The organism is Pseudomonas sp. P108 (assembly GCF_032613195.1).
In the GTDB taxonomy this organism is placed as follows: Bacteria; Pseudomonadota; Gammaproteobacteria; order Pseudomonadales; family Pseudomonadaceae; genus Aquipseudomonas.
Genome location: NZ_CP126691.1, coordinates 2,506,681 through 2,529,846, shown reverse-complemented (window position 1 = coordinate 2,529,846; position 23,166 = coordinate 2,506,681). Strand labels below are relative to the sequence as shown.

Sequence of the window (23,166 nt, the reverse complement as noted above, 5' to 3'; positions counted from 1 at the left end):
ATTCGAAAATGCAAGACGTCGTAATTGTTGCCGCCACGCGTACCGCGATCGGCAGTTTCCAGGGTTCCCTGGCCAGCGTTTCCGCCGTTGATCTGGGCGCGGCGGTGATCCGCCAGCTACTCAAGCAGACCGGTCTGGACGGTGCGCAGGTTGATGAAGTGATCATGGGCCAGGTGTTGACTGCCGGCGCCGGCCAGAACCCGGCGCGTCAGTCGGCGATCAAGGCTGGCTTGCCCCACGCCGTACCAGCGCTGACCCTGAACAAAGTGTGCGGCTCGGGCCTGAAAGCCCTGCACCTCGGCGCACAGGCGATCCGTTGCGGCGACGCTGAGGTGATCATCGCCGGCGGCCAGGAAAACATGAGCCTGTCCAACTACGTGATGCCGGGCGCACGCACCGGTCTGCGCATGGGCCACGCGCAAATCGTCGACACCATGATCAGTGACGGTCTGTGGGATGCGTTCAACGATTACCACATGGGCATCACTGCCGAGAATCTGGTCGACAAATACCAGATCAGCCGTGAGCAGCAGGATGCCTTTGCGGCAGCCTCGCAGCAGAAAGCCGCCGCCGCGATTGAAGCCGGCCGCTTTGTCGATGAGATCACCCCGATCCTGATCCCGCAGCGCAAAGGCGATCCGGTGGCGTTCAAGGTTGATGAGCAACCGCGTGGCGACACCACTGCCGAATCCCTGGCGAAACTGCGTCCGGCTTTTAAAAAGGACGGCAGCGTCACCGCCGGTAATGCTTCGTCGCTGAACGACGGCGCTGCTGCGGTCATCCTGATGAGCGCCGAGAAAGCCAAAGCCCTCGGCCTGCCGGTTCTGGCGAAAATCGCCGCCTACGCCAACGCAGGCGTTGATCCAGCAATCATGGGCATCGGCCCGGTGTCGGCCACCCGCCGCTGCCTCGACAAGGCTGGCTGGAACATCGACCAGCTCGACCTGATCGAAGCCAACGAAGCGTTCGCCGCACAATCGCTTGCGGTGGCCAAGGATCTGCAATGGGATCTGGACAAGGTCAACGTCAATGGCGGTGCCATCGCCTTGGGTCACCCGATCGGTGCATCGGGTTGCCGTGTGCTGGTGACCTTGCTGCATGAAATGATCAAGCGTGATGCGAAGAAGGGTCTGGCGACCCTGTGCATCGGCGGCGGCCAGGGTGTGGCGCTGGCGCTGGAACGCGCTTAACCAGAGTTCAACGGTGAATGGCGGATCCACGACATCCGCCGCTCGCTGGCAACAAAAACCCGGTGCGACTTGCGTTGCACCGGGTGTTTTTTTGCCTGTTCGAAATGTGCGTTGAATGTTCCGGCCCTATCGCGAGCAGGCTCACTCCCACATTTTGAGATGCGTTCCCCTGTGGGAGCGAGCCTGCTCGCGAAGGGGCCAGCCCGGCCAGCGAAAATCTAAGGCTTACGCAGCAAGTACGTATCCATGATCCACCCATGCTCCGCCCGCGCCGCCTTGCGCACCCGCTCGATCTCATCCGCGACATCCGCCAGCCTGCCACTGATCAGAATCTCGTCCGGCGTGCCCAGGTACGCGCCCCAGTAAATCTCGGTCTGCCGATCCGCGACGTGGTGATACGAATCTTCAGCATCGAGCATCACCACCAGACTGTCCGCATCACTCACCTGCCCGGCCGCCAAACGCCGCCCGGTGGTGATTTCAATGGAACGGCCGATCGTGTTCAGCGGCACCTTGTGCTGCGCCGCCAATGCCTGAACGCTGGTGATCCCGGGAATTACGTCAAACTCGAAGGCACAGGTGCCCGAGGCCAGAATGGCCTGGAGGATGCGCACGGTGCTGTCGTACAGCGCCGGGTCGCCCCACACCAGGAAACCGCCGCACTGGCCATCAGACAATTCGTCATTGATCAGCCGCTCGAAGGTCTGCTGCTTGGCACGGTTCAGCTCATCGACACTGGCCGTGTAGTCGACATCGCCGCGCTCGCGTTCCGGGCTGTGGGCTTCGACGAAGCGATAGTCGGGGTCGTCGATGTAGCGCTCACAGATCTCACGGCGCAGGTCGATCAGTTTGTCTTTGCTCTGGCCTTTATCCATCAGGAAGAACACGTCGACCTGATTCAGCGCCTTCACGGCCTGCATCGTGATGTAGTCGGGATTACCGGCACCGATGCCGATCACCAGCAGTTGTTTCATCAACGTGCTCCTTTAACGTCCAGGCCCGGCAAGCGTAGCCGCCAACGCCCGGTGAAGCGCAGTTCGACCATCGACAATGGTTCGACATCAATGTCATGAAACGCGGTGCCGCGCATCACGTGGATCAGCGCGGCGCGGATGACAAACGGATGCGTCACCGCCACTACATGCCCCGGCGTGGCTTGCAGGCTGGTCAGCCACTGCGCCACGCGTTCACACAACTGCGCCACCGACTCACCACCATGGGGTATGGCGTGGGGATCTTCCAGCCAGGCATGCAGCGCGGCGGCTTCCGAGCGTTGCAGGGACTTGATCGACAGCCCATGCCAGCGGCCCCAGTCGCAATCGCGCAGCGCCTCTTCAATTTGCGCATCCGCACCAAACCATGCCGCCGTCTGTTGCGTGCGCAATTCCGGCGCGCAAATCAAGCGCCGCGAGGCATCGAAACGGTCGGCCAGAGATCCTGGCGCCAACCCACTATTTTCAACAGGTTCATTCGTAGGAAAACACGCCAATTTCTGTGCGACGGTTCGTGCATGGCAAATCAATGTCAAACGAGTGGTCTGCACAGGGATCGCTCCGGTAGGCCTTCATGAAAATCAACGGCGCCAAGCCGCTCTGTGGGCAATTGTGCCGTAAACCGGGGGTTGCGGGGCTACTGGATCGCCACGGCAAAAAACGACGACGCCAGGAATACGGCAATATCTGACAGCGTTGTGGGCAATGGACTACAAGCGCGATCGAATTACGTGTAGCCCTTGTTACACGGGCATCTCGCTCCATTCTGGAGCCTTTTCAACACACTGAAAAATTCACTAGACATGTAACGTCAGTTACATAAATACTGTTTTAACGGATTATGAAGCGAATTCAACACCCTCCATCCAGCAGGAGCCCGGATGCCCCCTCTCAGAGACCTGATCACCGACCCCGGCCTGGATCTTACGCCGTCGGAGCGCAAAGTCGTTCGCGCCTTGCTGGATCAGTACCCACGTAACGGTCTGGGGCCGATGGCGCGTCTGGCCGAACACGCCGGCGTCAGCGATCCGACCATTGTGCGGCTGGTGAAAAAACTCGGCTTCGGCGGTTATGCCGAATTTCAGGATGCCCTGCTCAGCGACATGGATCATCGTCTGCGCTCGCCGCGTACGCTGTTGCAACCGCGCGCCCATCAGCACAAGGACGACGCCTGGAGCCACTATCTGGGCGACAGCCATCGCCTGCTGGTCGAAACCCAATCGCTGACCCAACCCGAAGACGTGCGCATTCTCACCGACTGGCTGCTCGACGCGCGGCATCAGGTTTATTGCTTCGGCGGGCGTTTCAGCAGCCTGATGGCCACTTACCTGCTCAATCACTTGCGCCTGCTGCGCCCCGGTTGCTTCGCTCTGGAAGACAACGCGCAACTGCCCGATCGTCTGTTCGATCTGCAACGCCAGGACGTAGTGCTGGTGTTCGATTATCGCCGCTACCAGACTCAGGCCCTGCGCGTCGCCAGTGCCGCGAAGAACAACAACGCCCGTGTGGTGCTGTTCACCGACATCTACGCCTCGCCGCTGCGCGAACTGGCCGACCTGATCATCAGCGCCCCGGTCGAATCGGCCTCGCCGTTCGACACCATGGTGCCGGCGCTGGCTCAGGTCGAAGCACTGATTGCCTGCCTGACCCTGCGCACCGAAAACCTCGCCGATCGCCTGGAAGGCATCGATGCCCTGCGCAATGACTTCAACACCCACCTGCTGGAGGATAAATAAGGATGTTCAGCCTTCCCCACCGCTCGCCGCGGGACTTGCCGTTTGTCACCGATCACACCGCGCTGTTGCTGGTGGACATGCAGCGTGCCTGGCTCGAGCCGCAGTTCGACGCGCACCTCAACGGTCCTGAAGCCGAGTATTTCCTGACCCGCGCGCACATGCAGGTGGTACCCAATCAACGTCGTTTGCTCAGTGCTTTTCGCGAGGCGCGGCAGAACGTGCTGCACACCATTATCGAAAGCCTTACCGCCGATGGCCGCGACCGTTCGCTCGATCACAAGCTCTCGGACATGCACCTGCCCAAAGGCAGCGTGCAGGCGCGGATCATTGAAGACCTGAGCCCGGTGGAAAACGAAATCGTCCTGCCGAAGACCTCGTCCGGGGTGTTCAACTCGACCAACATCGACTACGTGCTGCGCAACCTCGAAACCCGCCACCTGATCATCGCCGGCATCGTCACCGACCAGTGCGTCGACATGGCCGTGCGCGACGCCGCCGACCGTGGCTATCTGGTCACGCTGGTCGAAGATGCCTGCGCCACCTACAGCGCCGAACGCCATCACGCCTGCCTGAATGCGATCAAGGGTTACTGCTGGATCACCGACACCGACACCGTGCTCGCCCGCCTGCAGGAGATGCAGCCATGAGCACGCGCCTGACGCCGCTGCCGATGACCACGCTGGTCACCACTGACCTGATCGGCATCACCCGGGGTCGCTCGTTTCCTACTGATGAGCTTGAGCATTATCAGGCCGCCGGTTGCGGCTGGGTGCCAGCCAACAGCGCATTGACGCCGCAGGACATCATTGCTTCAACCAATCCGTGGGGTGCATATGGCGACTTGCGGCTGATTCCCGATCTGAGCAGCCGCGTCACCGTTGGCAACGGCCCCGACGCCAACGCGCCGGCGCTGGATTTCATTCACGGCGATATTCGCGAAACCGATGGCCGCCCGTGGGGCGCCTGCCCGCGCACGCTGTTGCGTGACGAAATCGAACGTTATCGCGATGAACTGGGCTTGCAGGTCAACGCCGCGTTCGAACATGAATTCAACCTGCACGCCGGTTTTGCCGAGCATCTGGCGTTCTCCCTCGAAGCCCAGCGCCAAGGTGCCGAGTTCGGTGGCTGGCTGCTCAGTGCCCTGCGCGCCGGCGGTGTCGAGCCGGAAATGTTTCTGCCCGAGTACGGTAAGCACCAGTACGAAATCACCTGCCGCCCGACGCTCGGCGTGGCGGCGGCCGATCGTGCCGTCAACGTGCGCGAGATCAGCCGCGAGATCGCCCGGCAAATGGGTCTCGATTTGAGCTTTGCGCCGAAGACCGCCGCCGACGCGGTGTGCAACGGCGTGCATCTGCACGTCAGCCTGCTCGATCTGGGCGGTCTGCCGATGCTCTACGACGCTGGTACCAGCAATGGTCTGTCGAGCCTCGGCCAGCATTGGGCGGCGGGGATCCTGCATTACTTGCCGGCTCTGTGTGCGTTTACCGCACCGACTCCGGTGTCGTACGAACGCTTGCAGCCGCATCACTGGAGCGCCTCTTACGCTTGTCTCGGCCAACAAAACCGTGAAGCAGCGCTGCGCATCTGCCCGACCGTGACCCTCGGCGGCAAGCCCGTGGCCAACCAGTTCAACCTCGAATTCCGCGCCATGGACGCCACTGCCTCACCGCATCTGGCCATGGCTGCACTGCTGATCGCCGGGCGACTGGGTATCGAACAACGCCTGGCGCTGAACGCGATCACCAATGAAATTCCCGATTCACTCAACGACGAGCAACGCAAGGCCCGGGGCATCGTCGCCCTGCCCGCCTCGCTGGCCCAGGCGCTGGATTGCCTGCGCAACAGTGGCGCCTTCACTGCATGGCTGCCCAAGCCGCTGCTCGACACCTACTACGCCCTGAAAACCGAGGAACTGGCGCTGACGGAACAGCTCTCGCCCGCTGACTTGTGTGAGTACTATGCACGCCTGTACTGAATCCGCCGAACTGGGGTTGTACACCCGCCCGGCCTACAACCTGAGCCGCGCCGACTCGACGCACCCGTTGATTCTGGTATGCGAACACGCCAGCCGCTACATCCCCGAGGCCCTGAACAATCTGGGCCTGGACGCTACCGCCGCCCGCGAACACATCGCCTGGGACATCGGCGCGTTGCAACTGGCCGAGCAGTTATCGGAAAGGCTCGGCGCCACTCTGTTGAGTGCCAGTTATTCGCGCCTGCTGATCGATCTGAACCGGCCACGCCATGCCCCGGACAGCATTCCGGCGCAGAGCGAGATTTATCAGGTGCCGGGCAACCGCGAGCTGGACGAAGCCACCCGCGAATACCGCCGTCAGACCCTGTTCAAGCCGTTTCACGCGCGCTTGCAAACCTTGATCGACGAGCGTGTTGCTCAGGGCCAGGCAGTGCGTGTGGTGGGGATTCACAGCTTCACTCCGGTGTATTACGGCCAGCCGCGACCGCTGGAAGCCGGCGTGCTGTTCGGTCAGGCCAAGGCCTACGCGCAACGTTTGCTCGATGGACTCGGCGAACACCCGCTGAAAGTGGCCGGTAATCAGCCGTACAGGATTGATCCGCTGGGCGACATGACCGTGCCCGTGCACGGCGATGCCCGTGGCCTCGACTCGGTGTTGATCGAGGTGCGCAACGACTTGCTGCGCAGCCCCGAAGCCGTATCGCGCTGGGCCGGATACCTCGCGCCATTGCTGTAATGAAAGACTGCTGACGCTGTAAACGATGGACCGATAACAACTAAAACGACCGACTGGCTGACAAGGAGTTGCGCTTCATGGAAATTGAAGAATTCGGCTACAAGCAAGAGTTGAAACGTAGCCTGACGCTGACCGACCTGGTGGTGTACGGGATGATCTTCATGATCCCAATCGCCCCGTTCGGGGTTTACGGCTACGTCAACGCCGAAGCCCCGGGGATGGTGCCGCTGGCGTACATCATCGGCATGGTGGCGATGCTGTTCACCGCATTGAGCTACGGCAGCATGGCCAAGGCCTTTCCGATTGCCGGCTCGGTGTATTCCTATGCGCAACGCGGCCTCAATCAACATGTCGGCTTCATCGCCGGCTGGCTGATGCTGCTCGATTACCTGCTGATTCCGCCGCTGCTTTACGTCTACGCGGCGATGGCGCTCAACCATTTGTACCCGGACATCCCGAAAGTCGGCTTTATTCTGGCGTTTCTGGTCAGCGCGACCTTCGTCAACCTGCGCGGCATCACCTTTACCGCGCGGATGAACATCATCTTCCTGCTGGCGCAACTGGTAGTACTCGGCATCTTCCTGTTCTACGCGTGGAATGCCCTGCACAACGGTGGCGGTAACGGCGAGCTGACCCTGGCGCCGCTGTATCACCCGGAAACCTTCAACTTCGCCCTGCTGATGCAGGCGGTGTCGATTGCGGTGTTGTCGTTCCTCGGCTTCGATGCGATTTCCACCCTCGCCGAAGAAATCAAAGGGGATCCGGGCAAGAGCGTCGGTAAAGCCGCGTTGATCACCTTGGTGGTCATGGGCGTGATTTTCGTTGCACAAACCTGGATCGCCACCGATCTGGCAGCGGGCATGGGTTTCAAGTCCGCCGACACCGCGTTCTATGAAATCGCCGAAATCGCCGCCGGCAGTTGGCTGGCGACTCTGACCGCTGTCGCGACGGCGCTGGCCTGGGGCGTGGCCGTGGCCATCACCTCGCAAGCCGCGGTTTCGCGCTTGCTGTTCGGCATGGCGCGCGACGGCAAACTGCCAAAAGTGCTGGCCAAGGTTCATCCGAAACACAACACGCCGTACCTGAGCATTTATCTGGTGGCGGTGCTGTCGCTGGTCATCTGCTACCTGTTCATCAACTCGGTCGACACCCTGACCTCGCTGGTCAACTTCGGCGCGCTCAGCGGCTTCATGCTGCTGCACCTGACAGTGATCAACTACTACTGGCGTCGGCAAAAGTCCGGTCAGGTCGTGCGTCACCTGATCTGCCCGGTGGTCGGCTTCATCATCGTCGCGGCCATCATGTACAACATGGGCGTCGATGCGCAGAAACTCGGGCTGATCTGGATTGCTCTGGGTCTGGTGTACCTGTTCTTCCTCAACAAGCTCGGCGCCAGTACCGCGCTGCCTGACCCGAGCAACGGCTGACAAGAAAAAGAGCGGCGTCTGACAACAAATCAGGCGACCGCCGATTTATCGCGTGGAAACCGACAGTGATAGTCAGGTTCGGCGACTTTGCCGAACCTTTTGATACAGGAGTACATCCATGCTGGTCTTACGCCCAGTCGAGCAGACTGACCTGCCCCAGCTCCAACAATTGGCCCGCGACAGTCTGGTGGGCGTGACCTCCCTGCCGGACGACAGCGAGCGCCTGCGCGCGAAAATCGCCGGTTCCTGCGCCTCGTTTGCCAGCGCGGCGGCGGCTAACGGCCCGGAGAATTACTTCTTTGTGCTGGAAGACCTCGACGAACAGCGTCTGGTTGGCTGCTCGGAAATTCTCGCCACAGCGGGTTTCGACGAGCCGTTCTACAGCCTGCGTAATCGCCATTTCACCAGTGCGTCCCGCGAGCTGAACATTGAACACGGCGTGCCAGCGCTGTCGCTGTGCCACGATCTCAACGATCACACACTTCTGCGCGGCTTTCACATCGACGCCAATCTGGTGCGCACGCCGTTCTCCGAGTTGCTGTCACGGGCGCGCCTGCTGTTCATGGCCGCTCATGCGCCGCGCTTCGCCGAGGCGGTGATTACCGAAATCGTCGGCTACAGCGATGAGGAAGGTCATTCGCCGTTCTGGGATGCACTGGGCAAACACTTCTTCGACCTGCCCTACGTTGAAGCCGAACGCCTGTGCGGGCTGCAGAGCCGCACCTTTCTCGCCGAACTGATGCCGCAATACCCGATTTACGTGCCGATGCTGCCGCAAGCGGCGCAAGACTGTATCGGTCGTATCCACCCGGACGGTCAGGAAGCGTTCGACATCCTTGAGCGTGAAGGCTTCGAAACCAACAGCTACATCGACCTGTTCGACGCGGGCCCGACTCTGTATGCGCGCACCGCCAATATCCGTTCGATCGCGCGTAGCCAGATGGCAACGGTGCAGCAACAGCCACAGATCGATGCCCGTGGCCGTTATCTGCTGAGCAATGACGCGCTGCACGGCTTCCGGGCGATGATTGCCGAACTCGATTACCAACCCGATCAACCGCTGTCCCTCACCCCTGCAATGTGTGCGGCGCTGAACGTGACCGATGGCAGCCCGATTCGGCTGATTGCCCTGTGAAACCCGCCCGGTTGCGCAGCCAACGACAGTGCCCGAACAGGCGCGAAGGAGTTACAGCATGATTGTCCGCCCGGTCAAAGTCAGCGACCTGCCAGCCTTGATGGCGCTGGTGCAACAGGCCGGCCCGGGGTTCACCACCCTGCCGGCCAACGAAGATCGCCTGTCCCACCGGGTCCGCTGGGCGCAACGAGCGTTCGCCGAACAGGTGGAACGGGCCGACGCGGACTATCTGTTTGTGCTCGAAGACGACGACATGCGCGTGGTCGGCGTCAGCGCACTGGCCGGGGCGGTCGGCCTGCGCGAGCCCTGGTACAACTATCGGGTCGGGTTGACCGTGAGTTCGGCGCCGGATCTGGGCATTCAGCGGCAGATACCGACGCTGTTTCTCAACAACGAACTGACCGGCCAATCGGAGCTGTGCTCGCTGTTTCTTGGCCATGATCAGCGCCACGGCAGCAATGGCCGCCTGCTGTCGCTGGGGCGGTTGCTGTTCGTTGCCGAGTTCCCGCATCTGTTCGGCGAGAAGATGATTGCCGAGCTGCGCGGCAGCGCCGATGAACACGGTTGTTCGCCGTTCTGGGACAGTCTGGGCCGGCATTTCTTCCAGATGGACTTCAGCCATGCCGATCACTTGTCAGGGCTAGGCAACAAATCGTTCATCGCCGAACTGATGCCGCGCCAGCCGCTGTACACCTGCATGCTCACCGAACAGGCGCAAGCGGCGATCGGCCAGGCACACCCGAATACCGAGCCGGCGCTGAAAATCCTTCAGGCCGAAGGGTTTACCCACAAAGGCTACATCGACATCTTCGACGGCGGCCCGGTGATCGAAGCGCCGGTGCGCAATATCCGCACCGTGCGCGAGAGCGTCGAGCTGACCCTGAGCCTCGGCAGCCCGGATGAACAGGCACCGTTGTGGCTGATTCACAACCGCCGTCTGGAAAACTGCCGCATCACCGTCGCCCGCGCCCGCCGGGTCGGCAGCAGCCTGGTGATCGACCGCCTCACCGCCAAGCGCCTGCAACTGCAACCAGGCAATTCGGTGCGCGCGGCGATACTGCCTAATCAACAGCAACAGGCGGTGGCGGCCTGACGGTCATCACCGCAAAAAGGTAAATCCTTTCAGCAAAAGGGTCCGCGACAACCTGTCCCTTGCAAATTCGTCATGATCATTGACCCATTCGCGTGATAGCCTTTTCATTCTTCGGCGTTGACACCTTTGTTCAAGCCTTTCCATTCCTTTGTATTGGTGGAACTCGTATGACCAGGCTTTCCCATCAAGATTTGCGCCGTAACTTCCGTCAACTGCTGGCCTCTGACACCTGCTATCACACGGCGTCGGTGTTCGATCCGATGTCCGCGCGCATTGCCGCTGACCTCGGTTTTGAAGTGGGGATCCTCGGCGGTTCCGTGGCCTCGTTGCAGGTGCTCGGTGCCCCGGACTTTGCCCTGATCACCCTCAGCGAGTTCGCCGAACAGGCCACCCGCATCGGCCGCGTCGCCCAATTGCCGGTGATCGCCGACGCCGACCACGGCTACGGCAACGCCCTCAACGTGATGCGCACCATCGTTGAACTGGAACGCGCCGGGGTCGCCGCCCTGACCATCGAAGACACCTTGCTGCCGGCCCAATTCGGCCGCAAATCCACCGACCTGATCACCGTTGCCGAAGGCGTCGGCAAGATCCGCGCGGCATTGGAAGCCCGGGTTGATACGGAAATGGCGATCATCGCCCGTACCAACGCCGGCATCCTGCCGAACCAGGAAATCATCAGCCGCACTCGCCAGTATCAGGCTGCCGGGGCTGACGGCATCTGCATGGTCGGGATTCAGGATTTCGATCAGCTCGAGCAAATCGCCGAACACCTGACCGTTCCGCTGATGCTGGTGACCTACGGCAACCCCGCGTTGCGCGATGACAAACGTCTGGCCGAACTCGGTGTGCGCGTGACCATTGATGGGCATGGTGCGTACTTTGCGGCGATCAAAGCGACGTATGACAGCTTGCGTGAACAGCGGCAGATCTTTACCCAGGCGTCCGATTTGAGCGCGACCGAGTTGACGCACACCTATACCCAACCGGAGGAATACATTCTCTGGGCCAAGGAATACATGAGCGTCAAGGAGTGATGGGTTGGCCGGGCTGACGCCATCGCGAGCAGGCTCACTCCTACAATTGATCAGTGTTGAACACAAATACTGCCGACGTGAGAGACCCGTTGAATGCGAATTTGCATTCAACTTGATCTGCTGGTTGCCACATGGACCACAAACAACACGGTCAGTCCCCTCTCCCTCTGGGAGAGGGTTAGGGTGAGGGGCCGATTTATCTGGCACCCCGCCGACCTCATCACACCGCAAACCACCTCACCGCGGCTTAATGATCGTTCCCACGCTCCGCGTGGGAATGCAGCCCAGGACGCTCTGCGTCCCACACAAAGCCGAACGCGGAGCGTCCGTTGAGGCATTCCCACGCAGAGCGTGGGAACGATCACCCCTTCACCGCGGCTTGGCCAACTCCATAATCATCCGCGACAACAGATAAATCCGCGGCGCCACGCTCGCCACTTCGGCGTATTCCTCCGGCGTGTGAATATTGCCGCCAACAATCCCGAAACCATCCAGCGTCGGCGTGCCGACCCCGGCCGACAAACTCGCATCCGCCGCACCGCCACTGCCCTCCTCCGTCAACTTGCGGCCAATCTCCCCGTAAATCCCCTGGGCCATGGCCATCAGACGGTCCGACTCCGGCGTCTGCGGCATCGGTGGCAAGCCGCGCTGCAACGAAGTCTTCACTTCCGTCTCAGCAATCAGCTTGTCCTGCGACACCCGCGCCAGATCCTTCTCGATCCGGTCGAACTCCTCCGGCACCGCCGCGCGCACGTCAGCCTTGGCCGTGGCTTGATCGGGAATCACATTGGTGCGGTCACCGGCCTTGAGCACGGTGAAGTTGATGGTGGTTTTCTTCGCCTCATCGCCAAGTTTGCCCAGTTGCAGAATCTGGTGCGCGGCCTCCATCGCGGCGTTGCGCCCCAGCTCCGGCGCGACGCCGGCGTGCGCGGCTTTACCCTTGACCTCGACCAGCGCCGTCGCGCTGCCCTTGCGCCATACCACCAGGCCATCGGCCGGGCGGCCCGGCTCGAGGTTGAGGGTCACGTCGTGCTGTTTGGCGGTTTTCTTGATCAGGTCGGTGGCGACGTCCGAGCCGGTTTCTTCACTGGCGTCGAGCAGGAAGGTGATTTGCGCGTAGTCCTTGAAGTCGAGGTTTTTCAGAACTTTCAACGCATAGATCCCGGCGACGATGCCGCCCTTGTCATCCATCACCCCCGGCCCGTAAGCACGGCCGTCCTTGATGTGGAACGGCCGCTCGGCCGCCGAACCTTCCTTGAACACCGTGTCCATGTGCGCTATCAGCAGGATTTTCGCCTTGCCGGTGCCTTTGAACGTGGCCAGTACATGGTTGGATTTTTCCGGCGTATTGGGCACCAGTTCGATGGTCGCGCCGAGCTTTTTCAGCTCATCGATGGCGATGTCGCTGACTTGCTTGAGGCCCGGTTCATAGCCGGAACCGGAGTCGATATTGACCAGCCGTTCCAGCAGCTTCAGGGCTTCTGGCTGGTATTGCTCGGCATCGGCGAGCACTTGTTTGTGCGGTTCGGCGAAAGCGTGGGCAGCGGAGAAAGCGAGAGACAGGCCAAGACTGGCAGCCAGCAGGGAGCGAGAAAATGAGCACGTCATGAAGCGATCCTTGTTTCGCGTCGGAGGGGATTTAACCGTACCCGACATCGGCGCGAGGCTCTACACCGAATGCGACACTGATCTAACCGACAACACACAACCCCCTGTGGGAGCGAGCCTGCTCGCGAAGGCGTCGTGTCAGGCGATATCAATGTTGGCTGACCCAGCGCTTTCGCGAGCAGGCTCGCTCCCACAATGGATTTGTTGTGATGCGGATCAAACCGAATCCAGCAATGTCTGCCGGGGCTTGTCATCGCAATTGCAGATCACCCGATTACGCCCGCCTGCCTTGGCTTCATACAACGCCTGATCGGCATCGTTAAGCCAGCGCGTCGCGTCGGCATGCGCCGGATCGTAAGCCGCCAGGCCAATACTCAAGCTGACCTTCAATGCCGGATTCTGCTCATAACCCAGAATCGCGAAACGCTCGCGCAACGCTTCCATGGCCTGCGCGGCGTTGAACAGCGGCAGATCCGGCAAAATCACGCAGAACTCATCACCGCCATAGCGCCCGGCAACGTCAGTCGCCCGCAGGTTTTGTTTAAGTAATTTGCTCAACTGGCGCAACACGATGTCGCCCGCAACGTGGCCGTAAGTGTCGTTGATTGCCTTGAAGTGATCGATGTCGATCAACGCAATCGCCGCGCCCTGCTTCTGCCGTTTGCAGCGCTGAAAAGCAATCTCCAGTTGATCCTTCCAGGCGCCGTGATTGAGCAGCCCGGTAAGGCTGTCGGTGCGGCTCAGGGCAAGCAATTCGCGTTTATGTCGACCGAGGGTGTAGGCCTGGCGAAAGCAGATCCAGCCCAGCGCCAGCGGGTACAGCAGCAGTAACGGGAAACAGGCGTACATTTGCGCAGGCGTGGTCTGCGGAACGAATGCCGGAGCAAACACCACCAGCCCGACGCCGACCCCGAGCAACTGCGCCGCAGAGCCTGCCAACAGAAAACGTGAACCACCGATAGCGACGTTATTCATCGCCATCATTGAAATAGTCGTCGCCGTAGGCAGCGGATTGAAATGCATGGCGGCAAGCCAAAAGCCGCCGAAAAAGGCGTCGATCAACAGATTGCGGTGTTCAGCGTGGTAAGGAACCCGGGCGCGGCGCGCCCATTGAAACGCCAGATGCGGCCAGACCAGGCCGTTGAAGAACATCAGCGCCCAGACCCACAGCGGCGGATCGAGCGAGTACATCGCCACGCTCACGCACACAAGCCCCAGAATCAACCCGAGGATGCGCGATGTATAAAGCCTCCTGGCCAATGAAAGTCCCTTTCCTCCGGTATTTCCCATAAGGACCTCGATCACGCACACCGCAGGACGGATGTGCTGGAAGTCTAACAGGGCGACGTTAAATAGCCATCACCGGCCAGCGGGCTGAATAGAGCGACATCAGGGCCACACGCCGTGCAAATATTTGGCTATACATGAAAGGAGCAAAATGGAAAAACAACTATAAGAAGGAGGCCCATGCACACCTACCACGTGTTGATCATCGGCAGCGGTTTTGGCGGTCAATGTGCTGCGGTCAACCTGCTCAAGGCCGGGATCGACGATTTTCGCCTGCTGGAGCGACGGGACTTCTTTGGCGGCACCTGGTGCCAGAACACCTACCCCGGCGCAGCGGTGGACGTGCCGTCGCCGCTGTATTCGCTGTCGTTTGCGCCGTACCGCTGGTCGCAGATGTTCGCCGGGCAGGCCGAACTGCAGCGCTACACCGAGCATGTCATCGAGCAGTTCGGTTTGCGCGAACGCGTAGAGTTGCAAGCCAATGTCGAGCGCGTCGAATGGGACGACACGGAAAAACGCTGGGCCGTGCACACCGGCAAAGGCACCTTTTATGCGCAGTTCCTGATCAATGCCACCGGGCCGCTGAGCCAACCGGTTATCCCGCACTTTCCCGGCCGGGATCGCTTTCAAGGCGAGACTTTTCATACGAACAACTGGGATCACAGCTACGACTATCGCGGTAAACGCGTGGCCATCGTCGGCAGCGGTGCCAGTGCGGTGCAAGTGATTCCGGCGATTGCGCCACAGGTCGAGCAACTGCACGTGTTCCAACGCACGCCCCATTGGGTGCTGCCCCGCGCCGATCGCCAGTTCGGGCCGTTGCAACGCTGGCTGCTTGGCCGCAAACCCGCCTACAAACTGTTGCGCTGGCTGATTTACTGGCAATTCGAAACCCGGGTCATCGCGTTCAAATACTCGAAAGCGGCGATTCACATGGTCCAGCAGCACGCCCTGCGCTTTCTCAAACGCCAGGTGCCGGACCCGCTGCTGCAAGAAAAACTCACCCCGGACTTCACCATCGGCTGCAAACGGGTACTGGTTTCCAGCACGTATTACCCGGCGCTGAACCGTCCCAATGTCACCTTGCATACCCGCGAACAAGGCATCGCTTCCATCGACGAAAGCGGCATCAACACTGAGGACGGCCAACACATCGATGTTGATCTGATCGTCTGGTCGACCGGTTACGACGCCACCGATGGGGTGATTTCCTATCCGGTCAGCGGAAAAAACGCCGTGCAACTCAGAGAGGTCTGGGCGCAATACCCGCGCGCGTATCTGGGCACCAGCCTGCCGGACTTTCCCAACCTGTTTATCGTCACCGGCCCCAACACCGGCATCGGCCACACCTCGGCGCTGTTCATCATCGAGTCGCAGATGAACTACATCCTCGACTGCATTCGCACCGTGCGGGCGAAGGGTCTGCGCAGCATCGAAGTGCGCCGTGATGCGGAACGTACCTACACTGAGATGATTCATCGGGAGATGGAGCGCACGGTCTGGAAGTCCGGCGGCTGCCACAGTTGGTATCAAAGCAAGAGCGGTCATGTGATCGCGATGTTTCCCGGCTTCAGTTTCAGCTATCACCGCTTGACCCGAGCGCTGAAACCGGCCGACCACATTCTGTCCTGAACACGTAAAAGGAAGACGTCGATGCTTTTGCTGTTTGTCGCCCTCGCGGTTTTCGTGGCCTGGAGCTGGTTGAGTTATCCGGCGGTCGGTCATTGGCTGTACGACCTGAACATGGCCATCGAGGCCAAGTTGTACAAATTGCACAAGATCGAAGTGCCGATCGCCGAGATGACCGTCTCGACCTGGCAAGGAGGGCCGTACGAAGCGGCCAGCGCGATTCTGATGCTGCATGGCTACAGCGCCGACAAGAACCTGTGGCTGCGCTTTTCCCGGCACTTTGTGCGCCAGTATCGGGTGATCATCCCGGACCTTGCCGGCCATGGTGAAACCGGCTTCAAGGCGGGCGGCGGCTACGACATTCCGTTGCAGGCCAAACGCATGATCCAGTTGCTCGACGTTTGCGGCGTGGAGAAAGTCCATGTGATCGGCAACTCGATGGGCGGCTACATTGCCGCGTGGCTGGCGGCGACTTATCCCGACCGCATCGCCTCGGTGGCGCTGATCGACCCGGCAGGCGTCACCGCGCCCGAGGTCAGCGACATGGAGCGGCATCTGGCGCGCGGGCATAACCCGTTTCTGATCAATTCCCGGGAGGAGTTTCGCCGGTTTTATGCAATGACCATGGAATCGCCGCCGTGGGTACCGAACCTGGTGCTGGACGCCATCGCCCAGCGCTACGAACAACAACGCGATGAACTCGAGGAGATCTTCCGCGATTTTCGCGCCAGCCCGCCGATGGAGCCGAAACTCGCCGACATCAAATGCCCGGCGCTGTTGCTCTGGGGCCGCAAGGATCGGCTGATCGATGTCAGCAGCGTGCCGGTCTGGAGCAAGGGCATCGCCAATTTGCGCGTGGATGTCTGGGATCACGTCGGGCACATGCCGATGGTTGAACAGCCGGGGAATACGGCAGAGCTTTATCGCGAGTTTTTGGGAAGCCAGAGATGACAACGCGCCCGGCCCCTGATCGTTCCCACGCTCTGCGTGGTAATGCCTCAAGGGACGCTCCGCGTCCAGTGACGCGGAGCGTCGCGGGCTGCATTCCCACGCAGAGCGTGGGAACGATCAGCAAGGGGTAAGCCTGAGATGAATATTCTTTATGACGAACGCCTCGACGGTCCATTGCCGCAGGTGAACAAGGCCGAATTCCTCAAGGCATTGCAGCAAACGCTGCCAGACCTCGACATCTTGTGGCGAGACGAAGAACTCAAACCCTACGAATGCGACGGTCTCTCCGCCTACCGCACCACGCCGATGCTGGTCGCCCTGCCCCGTCGACTCGAGCAGGTGCAAACCCTGCTCAAACTCTGCCATCAGAAGAACGTCCCGGTGGTTGCGCGTGGCGCCGGCACCGGCTTGTCCGGCGGCGTCTTGCCGCTGGAACAGGGCCTGCTGCTGGTAATGGCGCGCTTCAATAATATTCTGCACATCGACCCCGCCGCCCGCACCGCGCGGGTTCAGCCGGGGGTGCGCAATCTGGCGATCTCTCAGGCAGCGGCGCCCTTCGGCCTGTATTACGCGCCGGATCCATCGTCGCAGATCGCCTGTTCGATCGGCGGCAACGTCGCCGAAAACGCTGGCGGCGTGCATTGCCTCAAGTACGGATTGACCGTGCACAACCTGCTGAAAATCGAAGTGCTGACCATCGAAGGCGAACGCCTGACCCTCGGTTCGGATGCACTCGACTCAGCGGGTTTCGATCTCCTCGCGTTGTTCACCGGCTCCGAAGGCCTGCTGGGGATCATCACCGAAGTCACGGTCAAACTGCTGCCCAAACCGCAAGTCGCGAAAGTCCTGCTGGCCAGTTTCGACTCAGTGGAAAAGGCCGGCCGCGCGGTCGCCGAAATCATCGCGGCGGGGATCATTCCCGGCGGGCTGGAGATGATGGACAACCTCGCCATTCGCGCCGCTGAAGACTTTATCCACGCCGGTTACCCGGTCGATGCCGAGGCGATTCTGCTGTGCGAACTCGACGGTGTCGAGGCCGATGTCCACGACGATTGCCAACGGGTGCGTGAGGTCATGACCGCCGCCGGCGCCACCGAAGTGCGTCAGGCCCGTAACGAAGCCGAGCGCGTACGGTTCTGGGCCGGGCGCAAAAATGCCTTTCCGGCCATCGGCCGTTTGTCACCGGACTATTACTGCATGGACGGCACCATCCCGCGCCGCGAATTGCCCGGCGTCCTGCAAGGCATCGCCCGCCTCAGTGAAGAATACGGTTTGCGCGTGGCCAACGTGTTCCATGCCGGCGATGGCAACATGCACCCGCTGATTCTGTTCGACGCCAACCAACCCGGCGAACTGCATCGCGCCGAAGCCTTGGGCGGCAAGATCCTCGAACTGTGTGTGCAGGTCGGCGGCAGCATCACCGGCGAACACGGCGTCGGCCGCGAGAAAATCAACCAGATGTGCGCGCAGTTCAACAGCGACGAACTGAGCCTGTTCCATGCGGTAAAAGCCGCGTTCGACCCACAAGGCCTGCTCAATCCCGGCAAGAACATTCCGACCCTGCACCGCTGCGCCGAATTCGGCGCGATGCACATTCACGCCGGGCAATTGCCCTTCCCCGAACTGGAGCGTTTCTGATGGCCGATGTCGACGCCGCCAGCGCCCTGCTCGATCAGGTCAACGAGGCGCGGGCCAATGCCACGCCGCTGAAAATTCAGGGTGGCAACAGCAAAGCGTTTCTCGGCCGCGAGGTCGCCGGCGAAGTACTCGACACCCGCGCCCACCGCGGCATCGTCCGTTACGAGCCGACCGAACTGGTGGTCACGGCGCGCGCCGGCACGCCGTTGTCCGAGCTGCTGGCGGCGCTGGATGCCGCCGGACAAATGTTGCCTTGCGAACCGCCGGCATTCGCCGACAGCGCGACCGTCGGCGGCATGATCGCCACGGGGCTGTCCGGGCCTCGGCGGCCGTGGTCTGGCTCGGTGCGCGACTTCGTCCTCGGCACGCGGGTGATCACCGGCCTCGGTCAGCACCTGCGCTTCGGCGGCGAAGTGATGAAAAACGTCGCCGGTTATGACCTGTCGCGGCTGATGGCCGGCAGTTATGGCTGCCTCGGCGTGCTCACCGAGGTCTCGCTGAAAGTCCTGCCGAAACCGCGCCAGTGCCTGAGCATTCGCCTCGACATGGAGTGCGCGCGGGCGCTGACCAGGCTTGCCGAGTGGGGTCAGCAACCGCTGCCAATCAGTGCCGCCTGCCACGATGGCCAGAGTCTGTATCTGCGTCTCGAGGGCGGCGAAGGTTCGGTGACGGCGGCGCATCAACGCCTTGGTGGTGAGCCGCTGGACTCAGGGTTCTGGCGCGATCTGAATGAGCAGCGTCTAGGTTTTTTCAACGAAGGTCTGCCGCTGTGGCGCTTGTCGTTGCCGAACAATCTCGGGCCACTGGATCTGCCCGGCGAGCAACTGATCGACTGGGCCGGTGCACAACGCTGGCTGAAATCCGACGTTGAGCACATTCATATTCTCGCTCAGGAACTCGGCGGCCATGCCACCTGCTTCACCCACGGCGCCAGCTCTTCGCCGTTCCAGCCGCTGGCCTGGACACTGCTGCGCTATCACCGACAACTCAAGGCGCAACTCGACCCGCAAGGGCTGTTCAACCCCGGGCGCATGTACGCGGAGTTCTAGCCATGCAAACCACCCTCAGCGAACAATCGCGACAACTGCCCCGCGCCGCCGAGGCAGAAAAGATTCTGCGCACCTGCGTGCATTGCGGCTTTTGCAACGCGACCTGCCCGACCTATCAATTGCTCGGCGATGAACTCGATGGCCCGCGCGGGCGCATCTACCTGATCAAGCAAGTGCTCGAAGGCGCACCCGCGACGGCGCAGACGCAACTGCACCTGGACCGCTGCCTGTCGTGCCGCAACTGCGAAACCACCTGCCCGTCCGGCGTCGACTATCACAACCTGCTCGACATTGGCCGCGCGGTGGTCGATCAAGCGGTGCCGCGTCCGGCGGCGCAACGTCTGTTGCGTGAGGGGCTGCGCGCATTGGCGCCGAATCCGGGGTTGTTCAAAGGCTTGCTGCGCATGGGCACGACGTTTCGGCCGCTGTTGCCGCGTTTGCTTGAAAGTAAACTACCGCAGCATCTGCCGTTTTCCGGTTTGCGCCCCGCCCGGCGCCATGCCCGGCAGGTGTTGTTGCTTGAAGGCTGCGTACAACCGGGGTTATCGCCAAATACCAATGACGCCACGGCGCGGGTGCTGGATCGCTTGGGCATCAGTGTCACGCCGGTGGCCGAGGCCGGGTGTTGCGGCGCGTTGGACTATCACCTCGACGCGCAAGCCAAAGGCCTCGACCGCGCCCGGCAAAACATCGATGCCTGGTGGCCGCACCTGCAAAACGGTGCCGAAGCGATTGTGCAGACCGCCAGCGGTTGCGGCGCATTTATCAAGGATTACGGGCATTTGCTGGCAGACGATCCGGTGTATGCGGCCAAGGCCCGGGAAATCAGCGAGCGGACGCTGGATCTGGTGCAGATACTCGCGCAGGAACCGCTCGAACAGATCTGCGCCGCCACTGAACGGCGGATTGCCGTGCATTGCCCTTGCACCTTGCAGCATGCGTTGAAACTGGGCGGGGCAGTGGAAGCCGTGCTGACGCGCCTGGGTTTCAATCTTACCGCCGTGCCCGACGGCCATTTGTGCTGCGGCTCGGCGGGTACGTATTCGTTGACGCAACCGGTGCTGGCCCGGCAACTGCGCGACAACCGCCTCAATGCGCTGGAGAGTGGCCGCCCTGAGCTGATCGTCACTTCCAACGTCGGCTGTCAGAGCCATCTGGCCAGTGCCGGACGCACGCGGGTGATGCACTGGATCGAACTGGTGGATCAGTCGTTGGCAGAATGAAGTTCGTAGGATTCTTCGTTTGCCCGCGTGCGAGAAGGCTGCGATCTTTTCCCTCATCCATTCCGTGACCGTGGCAGGAATTTTTTTCATGACCGTGCAGCCGTTCGTCAGCCCCGACCTGATCCGTCAACGCTTCTCCAAAGCGATGTCCGACATGTACCGCGAAGAAGTGCCGCTGTACGGCGCGCTGATGCAGTTGGTGGAACAGACCAACCGCGAAGTGCTCGCACGTCAGCCGGACATCGCCCGGCAGCTCGATAGCACCGGTGAAATCGAACGACTGGACATGGAGCGCCATGGCGCCATTCGCGTCGGTACCGCGACGGAACTGGCCACCCTCGCCCGTCTGTTTGCGGTGATGGGCATGCAACCGGTGGGTTATTACGACCTGACCCCGGCGGGCGTGCCGGTGCACTCCACAGCTTTTCGCGCAGTGCATGAGGACGCGCTGCAAGTCAGCCCGTTTCGGGTGTTCACGTCGTTGTTGCGCCTGGAGTTGATTGAGGATGCGCAACTGCGCGCCTTTGCAGAGTCGGTATTGGCCAAGCGTTCGATCTTTACCTCGGAGGCGTTGCGCCTGATCGCGCAAGCTGAAACCGCAGGTGGTTTGAATGAAAGCGAGGCCGAGGCATTCGTCCTGCAGGCGCTGGAAACTTTTCGCTGGCATCACAGCGCTACGGTGACCGCTGCGCAATATCAAACTTTGAGTGCCCAACACCGTTTGATCGCCGATGTGGTGGCGTTCAAAGGACCGCACATCAATCACCTGACGCCGCGCACGCTGGACATCGACCGCGTCCAGGAGCAAATGCCAGCCCATGGCATCACCCCGAAAGCGGTCATCGAAGGCCCGCCGCGCCGGCAATGCCCGATCCTCTTGCGCCAAACCAGTTTCAAGGCGCTGGACGAGCCGATTGCCTTCACCGATCAAAGCGTGACCCGTGGCAGTCACAGCGCGCGTTTCGGCGAAATCGAACAGCGCGGCGCGGCACTCACGCCCAAAGGCAGGGCGCTGTATGACCGCTTGCTGAATGCAGCGCGCGATGAACTCGGCGACTTCCCCAACGAAGTCAACGCCGCACGCTACAACGCGCTGATGGCTCAGCACTTTGGCGAATTTCCTGACAGTGTCGAGGGTATGCGAGAAAAAGGGTTGGCGTACTTTCGCTATTTCGCCACGGAAAAGGGCCTGGCCGCTGGAGGACTTGGGCAGTCGTCTCTGGAGGACTTGTTGCGCGATGGTTATGTGAAAGCGGAACCGTTGGTGTACGAAGATTTCCTGCCGGTGAGTGCGGCAGGGATTTTTCAGTCGAACCTTGGCGACGCGGCGCAGGCGCATTATGGCGAGCATTCCAATCGGCAGACCTTCGAGCAGGCGCTGGGGCGCGCGACCATTGATGAGTTGGGGTTGTATGCGGCGACGCAGCAGCGTTCGATCAATGAGTGTCTGACCCAATTTGCGCGTTGAAAAATCAAAAGATCGCAGCCTGCGGCAGCTCCTACATTTGGAATGCATTTCCCCTGTAGGAGCTGCCGCAGGCTGCGATCTTTTGATCTAAAAGTTTTAAGCAGCCGCCTCGACCAAATAATGGCGCGTGGCCATTGTGCGCAAGAAGTTGCGCACTTGTTTTGCAAAATCGACCGGAAAAACCTCTGAAAGCACCGTGGTACAAGGCCTGCAGCCAAGTGCGCAAGAAGTTGCGCAGTACTGCGCAACTTCTTGCGCACTTTTGCCTTGGATGGCCGCTCTATTTCGCACGTCCACCGGAAAAACCGGGCAAACACCCCGGCCCGTATGGCCGCCACAATTGTTGGCACGCTCCTTGATAACAGTCAGGCACCCACCGGGCGATTTCGCCTCCCGGGCACCTTAAATTATTCCGCAAGGAGAGCACCCCATGGCAACACCAGCGTACATGTCGGTTACCGGCGAAAAACAAGGCCTGATCACTGCAGGCGCGTTCACCGCTGACTCCGTAGGCAACACCTACCAGGAAGGCCACGAAGACCAGGTTATGGTTCAGGCTTTCAGCCACGACGTGATCATCCCGCGTGACCCACAATCCGGTCAGCCAACCGGTCAGCGCGTTCACAAGCCAGTTGTGATCACTAAGGTCTACGACAAGGCTTCGCCACTGCTGCAAGCCGCTCTGACCTCCGGCGAGCGCATGAGCGAAATCGTTATCCAGTGGTTCCGTACTTCTGCTCAAGGTACCCAAGAGCACTACTACACCACCAAACTGGAAGACGCGATCATCGTCGCCATCAACAACAAAATGCACAACTGCCAGGATCCAGGCAACTCGCACTTCACCCACCTGGAAGAAGTGCAGTTCACCTACCGTAAAATCACCTGGACCCACGAAGTATCCGGTACTTCGGGTTCCGATGACTGGCGTGCTCCAGTCGTTTAATTACGGCTGATCGTTACAAGCATCGGCCAGCTCTGCTGGTCGATGT

Annotated in this window: 20 protein-coding genes; 16 read left to right on the top strand and 4 right to left on the bottom strand. The window is 61.0% G+C overall.

The genetic code is table 11. The features are described 5' to 3' along the window. Positions 1-8 precede the first annotated feature (8 nt). A complete protein-coding gene (locus QOM10_RS11110; protein WP_316918045.1) occupies positions 9-1,190 on the top strand; it encodes an acetyl-CoA C-acetyltransferase in 1,182 nt (393 codons plus the stop codon). Between the two features lie 218 nt (positions 1,191-1,408). Here the strand turns inward: QOM10_RS11110 and cobF are convergent, their stop codons facing one another. Together cobF and QOM10_RS11100 are read right to left on the bottom strand one after the other, a co-directional pair. Next, entirely contained in the window at positions 1,409-2,164 is a 756-nt protein-coding gene (cobF, locus tag QOM10_RS11105; protein WP_127926713.1) for a precorrin-6A synthase (deacetylating), read from the bottom strand. Then, positions 2,164-2,733 carry a histidine phosphatase family protein gene (locus tag QOM10_RS11100; protein WP_127926712.1) on the bottom strand — a complete coding sequence of 190 codons (570 nt, stop codon included), beginning with the start codon at positions 2,731-2,733 and terminating at the stop codon, positions 2,164-2,166. Before QOM10_RS11100 ends, cobF begins: the two co-directional genes overlap by 1 nt. A 330-nt stretch (positions 2,734-3,063) precedes the next feature. Between QOM10_RS11100 and QOM10_RS11095 the strand changes: the two genes are divergently transcribed. The 8 genes from QOM10_RS11095 (at position 3,064) to QOM10_RS11060 (ending at position 11,321) form a co-directional block, all read left to right on the top strand. Beyond that, positions 3,064-3,918 carry a MurR/RpiR family transcriptional regulator gene (locus tag QOM10_RS11095; RefSeq protein ID WP_016983252.1) on the top strand — a complete coding sequence of 285 codons (855 nt, stop codon included), beginning with the start codon at positions 3,064-3,066 and terminating at the stop codon, positions 3,916-3,918. A 2-nt stretch (positions 3,919-3,920) separates the two neighbouring features. Next, a complete protein-coding gene (locus QOM10_RS11090) occupies positions 3,921-4,565 on the top strand; it encodes an isochorismatase family cysteine hydrolase (protein WP_127926711.1) in 645 nt (214 codons plus the stop codon). Continuing rightward, positions 4,562-5,893, top strand: a complete 1,332-nt coding sequence (locus tag QOM10_RS11085) for a glutamine synthetase (protein ID WP_316918044.1) — start codon at positions 4,562-4,564, stop codon at positions 5,891-5,893. The genes QOM10_RS11090 and QOM10_RS11085 overlap by 4 nt, the downstream gene beginning before the upstream one ends. Next, positions 5,877-6,629 carry an N-formylglutamate amidohydrolase gene (locus QOM10_RS11080; protein WP_316918043.1) on the top strand — a complete coding sequence of 251 codons (753 nt, stop codon included), beginning with the start codon at positions 5,877-5,879 and terminating at the stop codon, positions 6,627-6,629. The genes QOM10_RS11085 and QOM10_RS11080 overlap by 17 nt, the downstream gene beginning before the upstream one ends. A 77-nt stretch (positions 6,630-6,706) precedes the next feature. Continuing rightward, on the top strand, positions 6,707-8,056 hold the full coding sequence (locus QOM10_RS11075) for an APC family permease (RefSeq protein ID WP_007919552.1): 1,350 nt from the start codon (positions 6,707-6,709) through the stop codon (positions 8,054-8,056). Positions 8,057-8,174: 118 nt separating this feature from the next. Next, complete coding sequence (locus QOM10_RS11070; RefSeq protein WP_316918042.1) at positions 8,175-9,191, top strand: arginine N-succinyltransferase; 1,017 nt, start codon at positions 8,175-8,177, stop codon at positions 9,189-9,191. Between the two features lie 58 nt (positions 9,192-9,249). After that, positions 9,250-10,284 (top strand): arginine N-succinyltransferase, encoded by a 1,035-nt coding sequence (gene astA / locus QOM10_RS11065; protein ID WP_316918041.1) that lies wholly within the window; start codon positions 9,250-9,252, stop codon positions 10,282-10,284. A gap of 167 nt (positions 10,285-10,451) precedes the next feature. Beyond that, positions 10,452-11,321: an oxaloacetate decarboxylase gene (locus QOM10_RS11060; RefSeq protein ID WP_007919546.1), complete on the top strand. Its 870-nt coding sequence runs from the start codon at positions 10,452-10,454 to the stop codon at positions 11,319-11,321. A 369-nt stretch (positions 11,322-11,690) separates the two neighbouring features. Here QOM10_RS11060 and QOM10_RS11055 read toward each other — a convergent pair whose 3' ends face one another. Continuing rightward, positions 11,691-12,929, bottom strand: a complete 1,239-nt coding sequence (locus QOM10_RS11055; protein WP_316918040.1) for a M20/M25/M40 family metallo-hydrolase — start codon at positions 12,927-12,929, stop codon at positions 11,691-11,693. A gap of 216 nt (positions 12,930-13,145) precedes the next feature. After that, positions 13,146-14,219 carry a diguanylate cyclase gene (locus tag QOM10_RS11050; RefSeq protein ID WP_127926705.1) on the bottom strand — a complete coding sequence of 358 codons (1,074 nt, stop codon included), beginning with the start codon at positions 14,217-14,219 and terminating at the stop codon, positions 13,146-13,148. A 177-nt stretch (positions 14,220-14,396) separates the two neighbouring features. On the opposite strand from QOM10_RS11050, the gene QOM10_RS11045 reads away from it, so the two are divergent. The 7 genes from QOM10_RS11045 (at position 14,397) to QOM10_RS11015 (ending at position 23,120) form a co-directional block, all read left to right on the top strand. Beyond that, positions 14,397-15,848, top strand: a complete 1,452-nt coding sequence (locus QOM10_RS11045; protein ID WP_316918039.1) for an NAD(P)/FAD-dependent oxidoreductase — start codon at positions 14,397-14,399, stop codon at positions 15,846-15,848. Between the two features lie 21 nt (positions 15,849-15,869). Then, positions 15,870-16,796, top strand: a complete 927-nt coding sequence (locus QOM10_RS11040) for an alpha/beta fold hydrolase (RefSeq protein WP_150774494.1) — start codon at positions 15,870-15,872, stop codon at positions 16,794-16,796. Between the two features lie 138 nt (positions 16,797-16,934). After that, on the top strand, positions 16,935-18,434 hold the full coding sequence (gene glcD / locus QOM10_RS11035) for a glycolate oxidase subunit GlcD (RefSeq protein ID WP_316918038.1): 1,500 nt from the start codon (positions 16,935-16,937) through the stop codon (positions 18,432-18,434). Continuing rightward, positions 18,434-19,483: a glycolate oxidase subunit GlcE gene (gene glcE / locus QOM10_RS11030; RefSeq protein WP_316918037.1), complete on the top strand. Its 1,050-nt coding sequence runs from the start codon at positions 18,434-18,436 to the stop codon at positions 19,481-19,483. The genes glcD and glcE overlap by 1 nt, the downstream gene beginning before the upstream one ends. Positions 19,484-19,485: 2 nt before the next feature. Further along, positions 19,486-20,706: a glycolate oxidase subunit GlcF gene (glcF, locus tag QOM10_RS11025; RefSeq protein WP_150774491.1), complete on the top strand. Its 1,221-nt coding sequence runs from the start codon at positions 19,486-19,488 to the stop codon at positions 20,704-20,706. Between the two features lie 88 nt (positions 20,707-20,794). Then, on the top strand, positions 20,795-22,174 hold the full coding sequence (locus QOM10_RS11020; RefSeq protein ID WP_316918036.1) for a VOC family protein: 1,380 nt from the start codon (positions 20,795-20,797) through the stop codon (positions 22,172-22,174). A 430-nt stretch (positions 22,175-22,604) separates the two neighbouring features. Continuing rightward, complete coding sequence (locus QOM10_RS11015; RefSeq protein ID WP_007919523.1) at positions 22,605-23,120, top strand: Hcp family type VI secretion system effector; 516 nt, start codon at positions 22,605-22,607, stop codon at positions 23,118-23,120. Positions 23,121-23,166 lie beyond the last annotated feature (46 nt).

Coding starts and splice junctions, on each gene's coding strand:
- cobF (WP_127926713.1), bottom strand. CDS start 2,164: ATGAAACAACTGCTGGTGATCGGCATCGGTGCCGGTAATCCCGACTAC.
- QOM10_RS11090 (WP_127926711.1), top strand. CDS start 3,921: ATGTTCAGCCTTCCCCACCGCTCGCCGCGGGACTTGCCGTTTGTCACC.
- QOM10_RS11060 (WP_007919546.1), top strand. CDS start 10,452: ATGACCAGGCTTTCCCATCAAGATTTGCGCCGTAACTTCCGTCAACTG.
- astA (WP_316918041.1), top strand. CDS start 9,250: ATGATTGTCCGCCCGGTCAAAGTCAGCGACCTGCCAGCCTTGATGGCG.
- QOM10_RS11055 (WP_316918040.1), bottom strand. CDS start 12,929: ATGACGTGCTCATTTTCTCGCTCCCTGCTGGCTGCCAGTCTTGGCCTG.
- QOM10_RS11075 (WP_007919552.1), top strand. CDS start 6,707: ATGGAAATTGAAGAATTCGGCTACAAGCAAGAGTTGAAACGTAGCCTG.
- QOM10_RS11020 (WP_316918036.1), top strand. CDS start 20,795: ATGACCGTGCAGCCGTTCGTCAGCCCCGACCTGATCCGTCAACGCTTC.
- QOM10_RS11045 (WP_316918039.1), top strand. CDS start 14,397: ATGCACACCTACCACGTGTTGATCATCGGCAGCGGTTTTGGCGGTCAA.
- QOM10_RS11110 (WP_316918045.1), top strand. CDS start 9: ATGCAAGACGTCGTAATTGTTGCCGCCACGCGTACCGCGATCGGCAGT.
- glcD (WP_316918038.1), top strand. CDS start 16,935: ATGAATATTCTTTATGACGAACGCCTCGACGGTCCATTGCCGCAGGTG.
- QOM10_RS11015 (WP_007919523.1), top strand. CDS start 22,605: ATGGCAACACCAGCGTACATGTCGGTTACCGGCGAAAAACAAGGCCTG.
- glcF (WP_150774491.1), top strand. CDS start 19,486: ATGCAAACCACCCTCAGCGAACAATCGCGACAACTGCCCCGCGCCGCC.
- QOM10_RS11040 (WP_150774494.1), top strand. CDS start 15,870: ATGCTTTTGCTGTTTGTCGCCCTCGCGGTTTTCGTGGCCTGGAGCTGG.
- QOM10_RS11095 (WP_016983252.1), top strand. CDS start 3,064: ATGCCCCCTCTCAGAGACCTGATCACCGACCCCGGCCTGGATCTTACG.
- QOM10_RS11070 (WP_316918042.1), top strand. CDS start 8,175: ATGCTGGTCTTACGCCCAGTCGAGCAGACTGACCTGCCCCAGCTCCAA.
- glcE (WP_316918037.1), top strand. CDS start 18,434: ATGGCCGATGTCGACGCCGCCAGCGCCCTGCTCGATCAGGTCAACGAG.
- QOM10_RS11080 (WP_316918043.1), top strand. CDS start 5,877: ATGCACGCCTGTACTGAATCCGCCGAACTGGGGTTGTACACCCGCCCG.
- QOM10_RS11085 (WP_316918044.1), top strand. CDS start 4,562: ATGAGCACGCGCCTGACGCCGCTGCCGATGACCACGCTGGTCACCACT.
- QOM10_RS11050 (WP_127926705.1), bottom strand. CDS start 14,219: ATGGGAAATACCGGAGGAAAGGGACTTTCATTGGCCAGGAGGCTTTAT.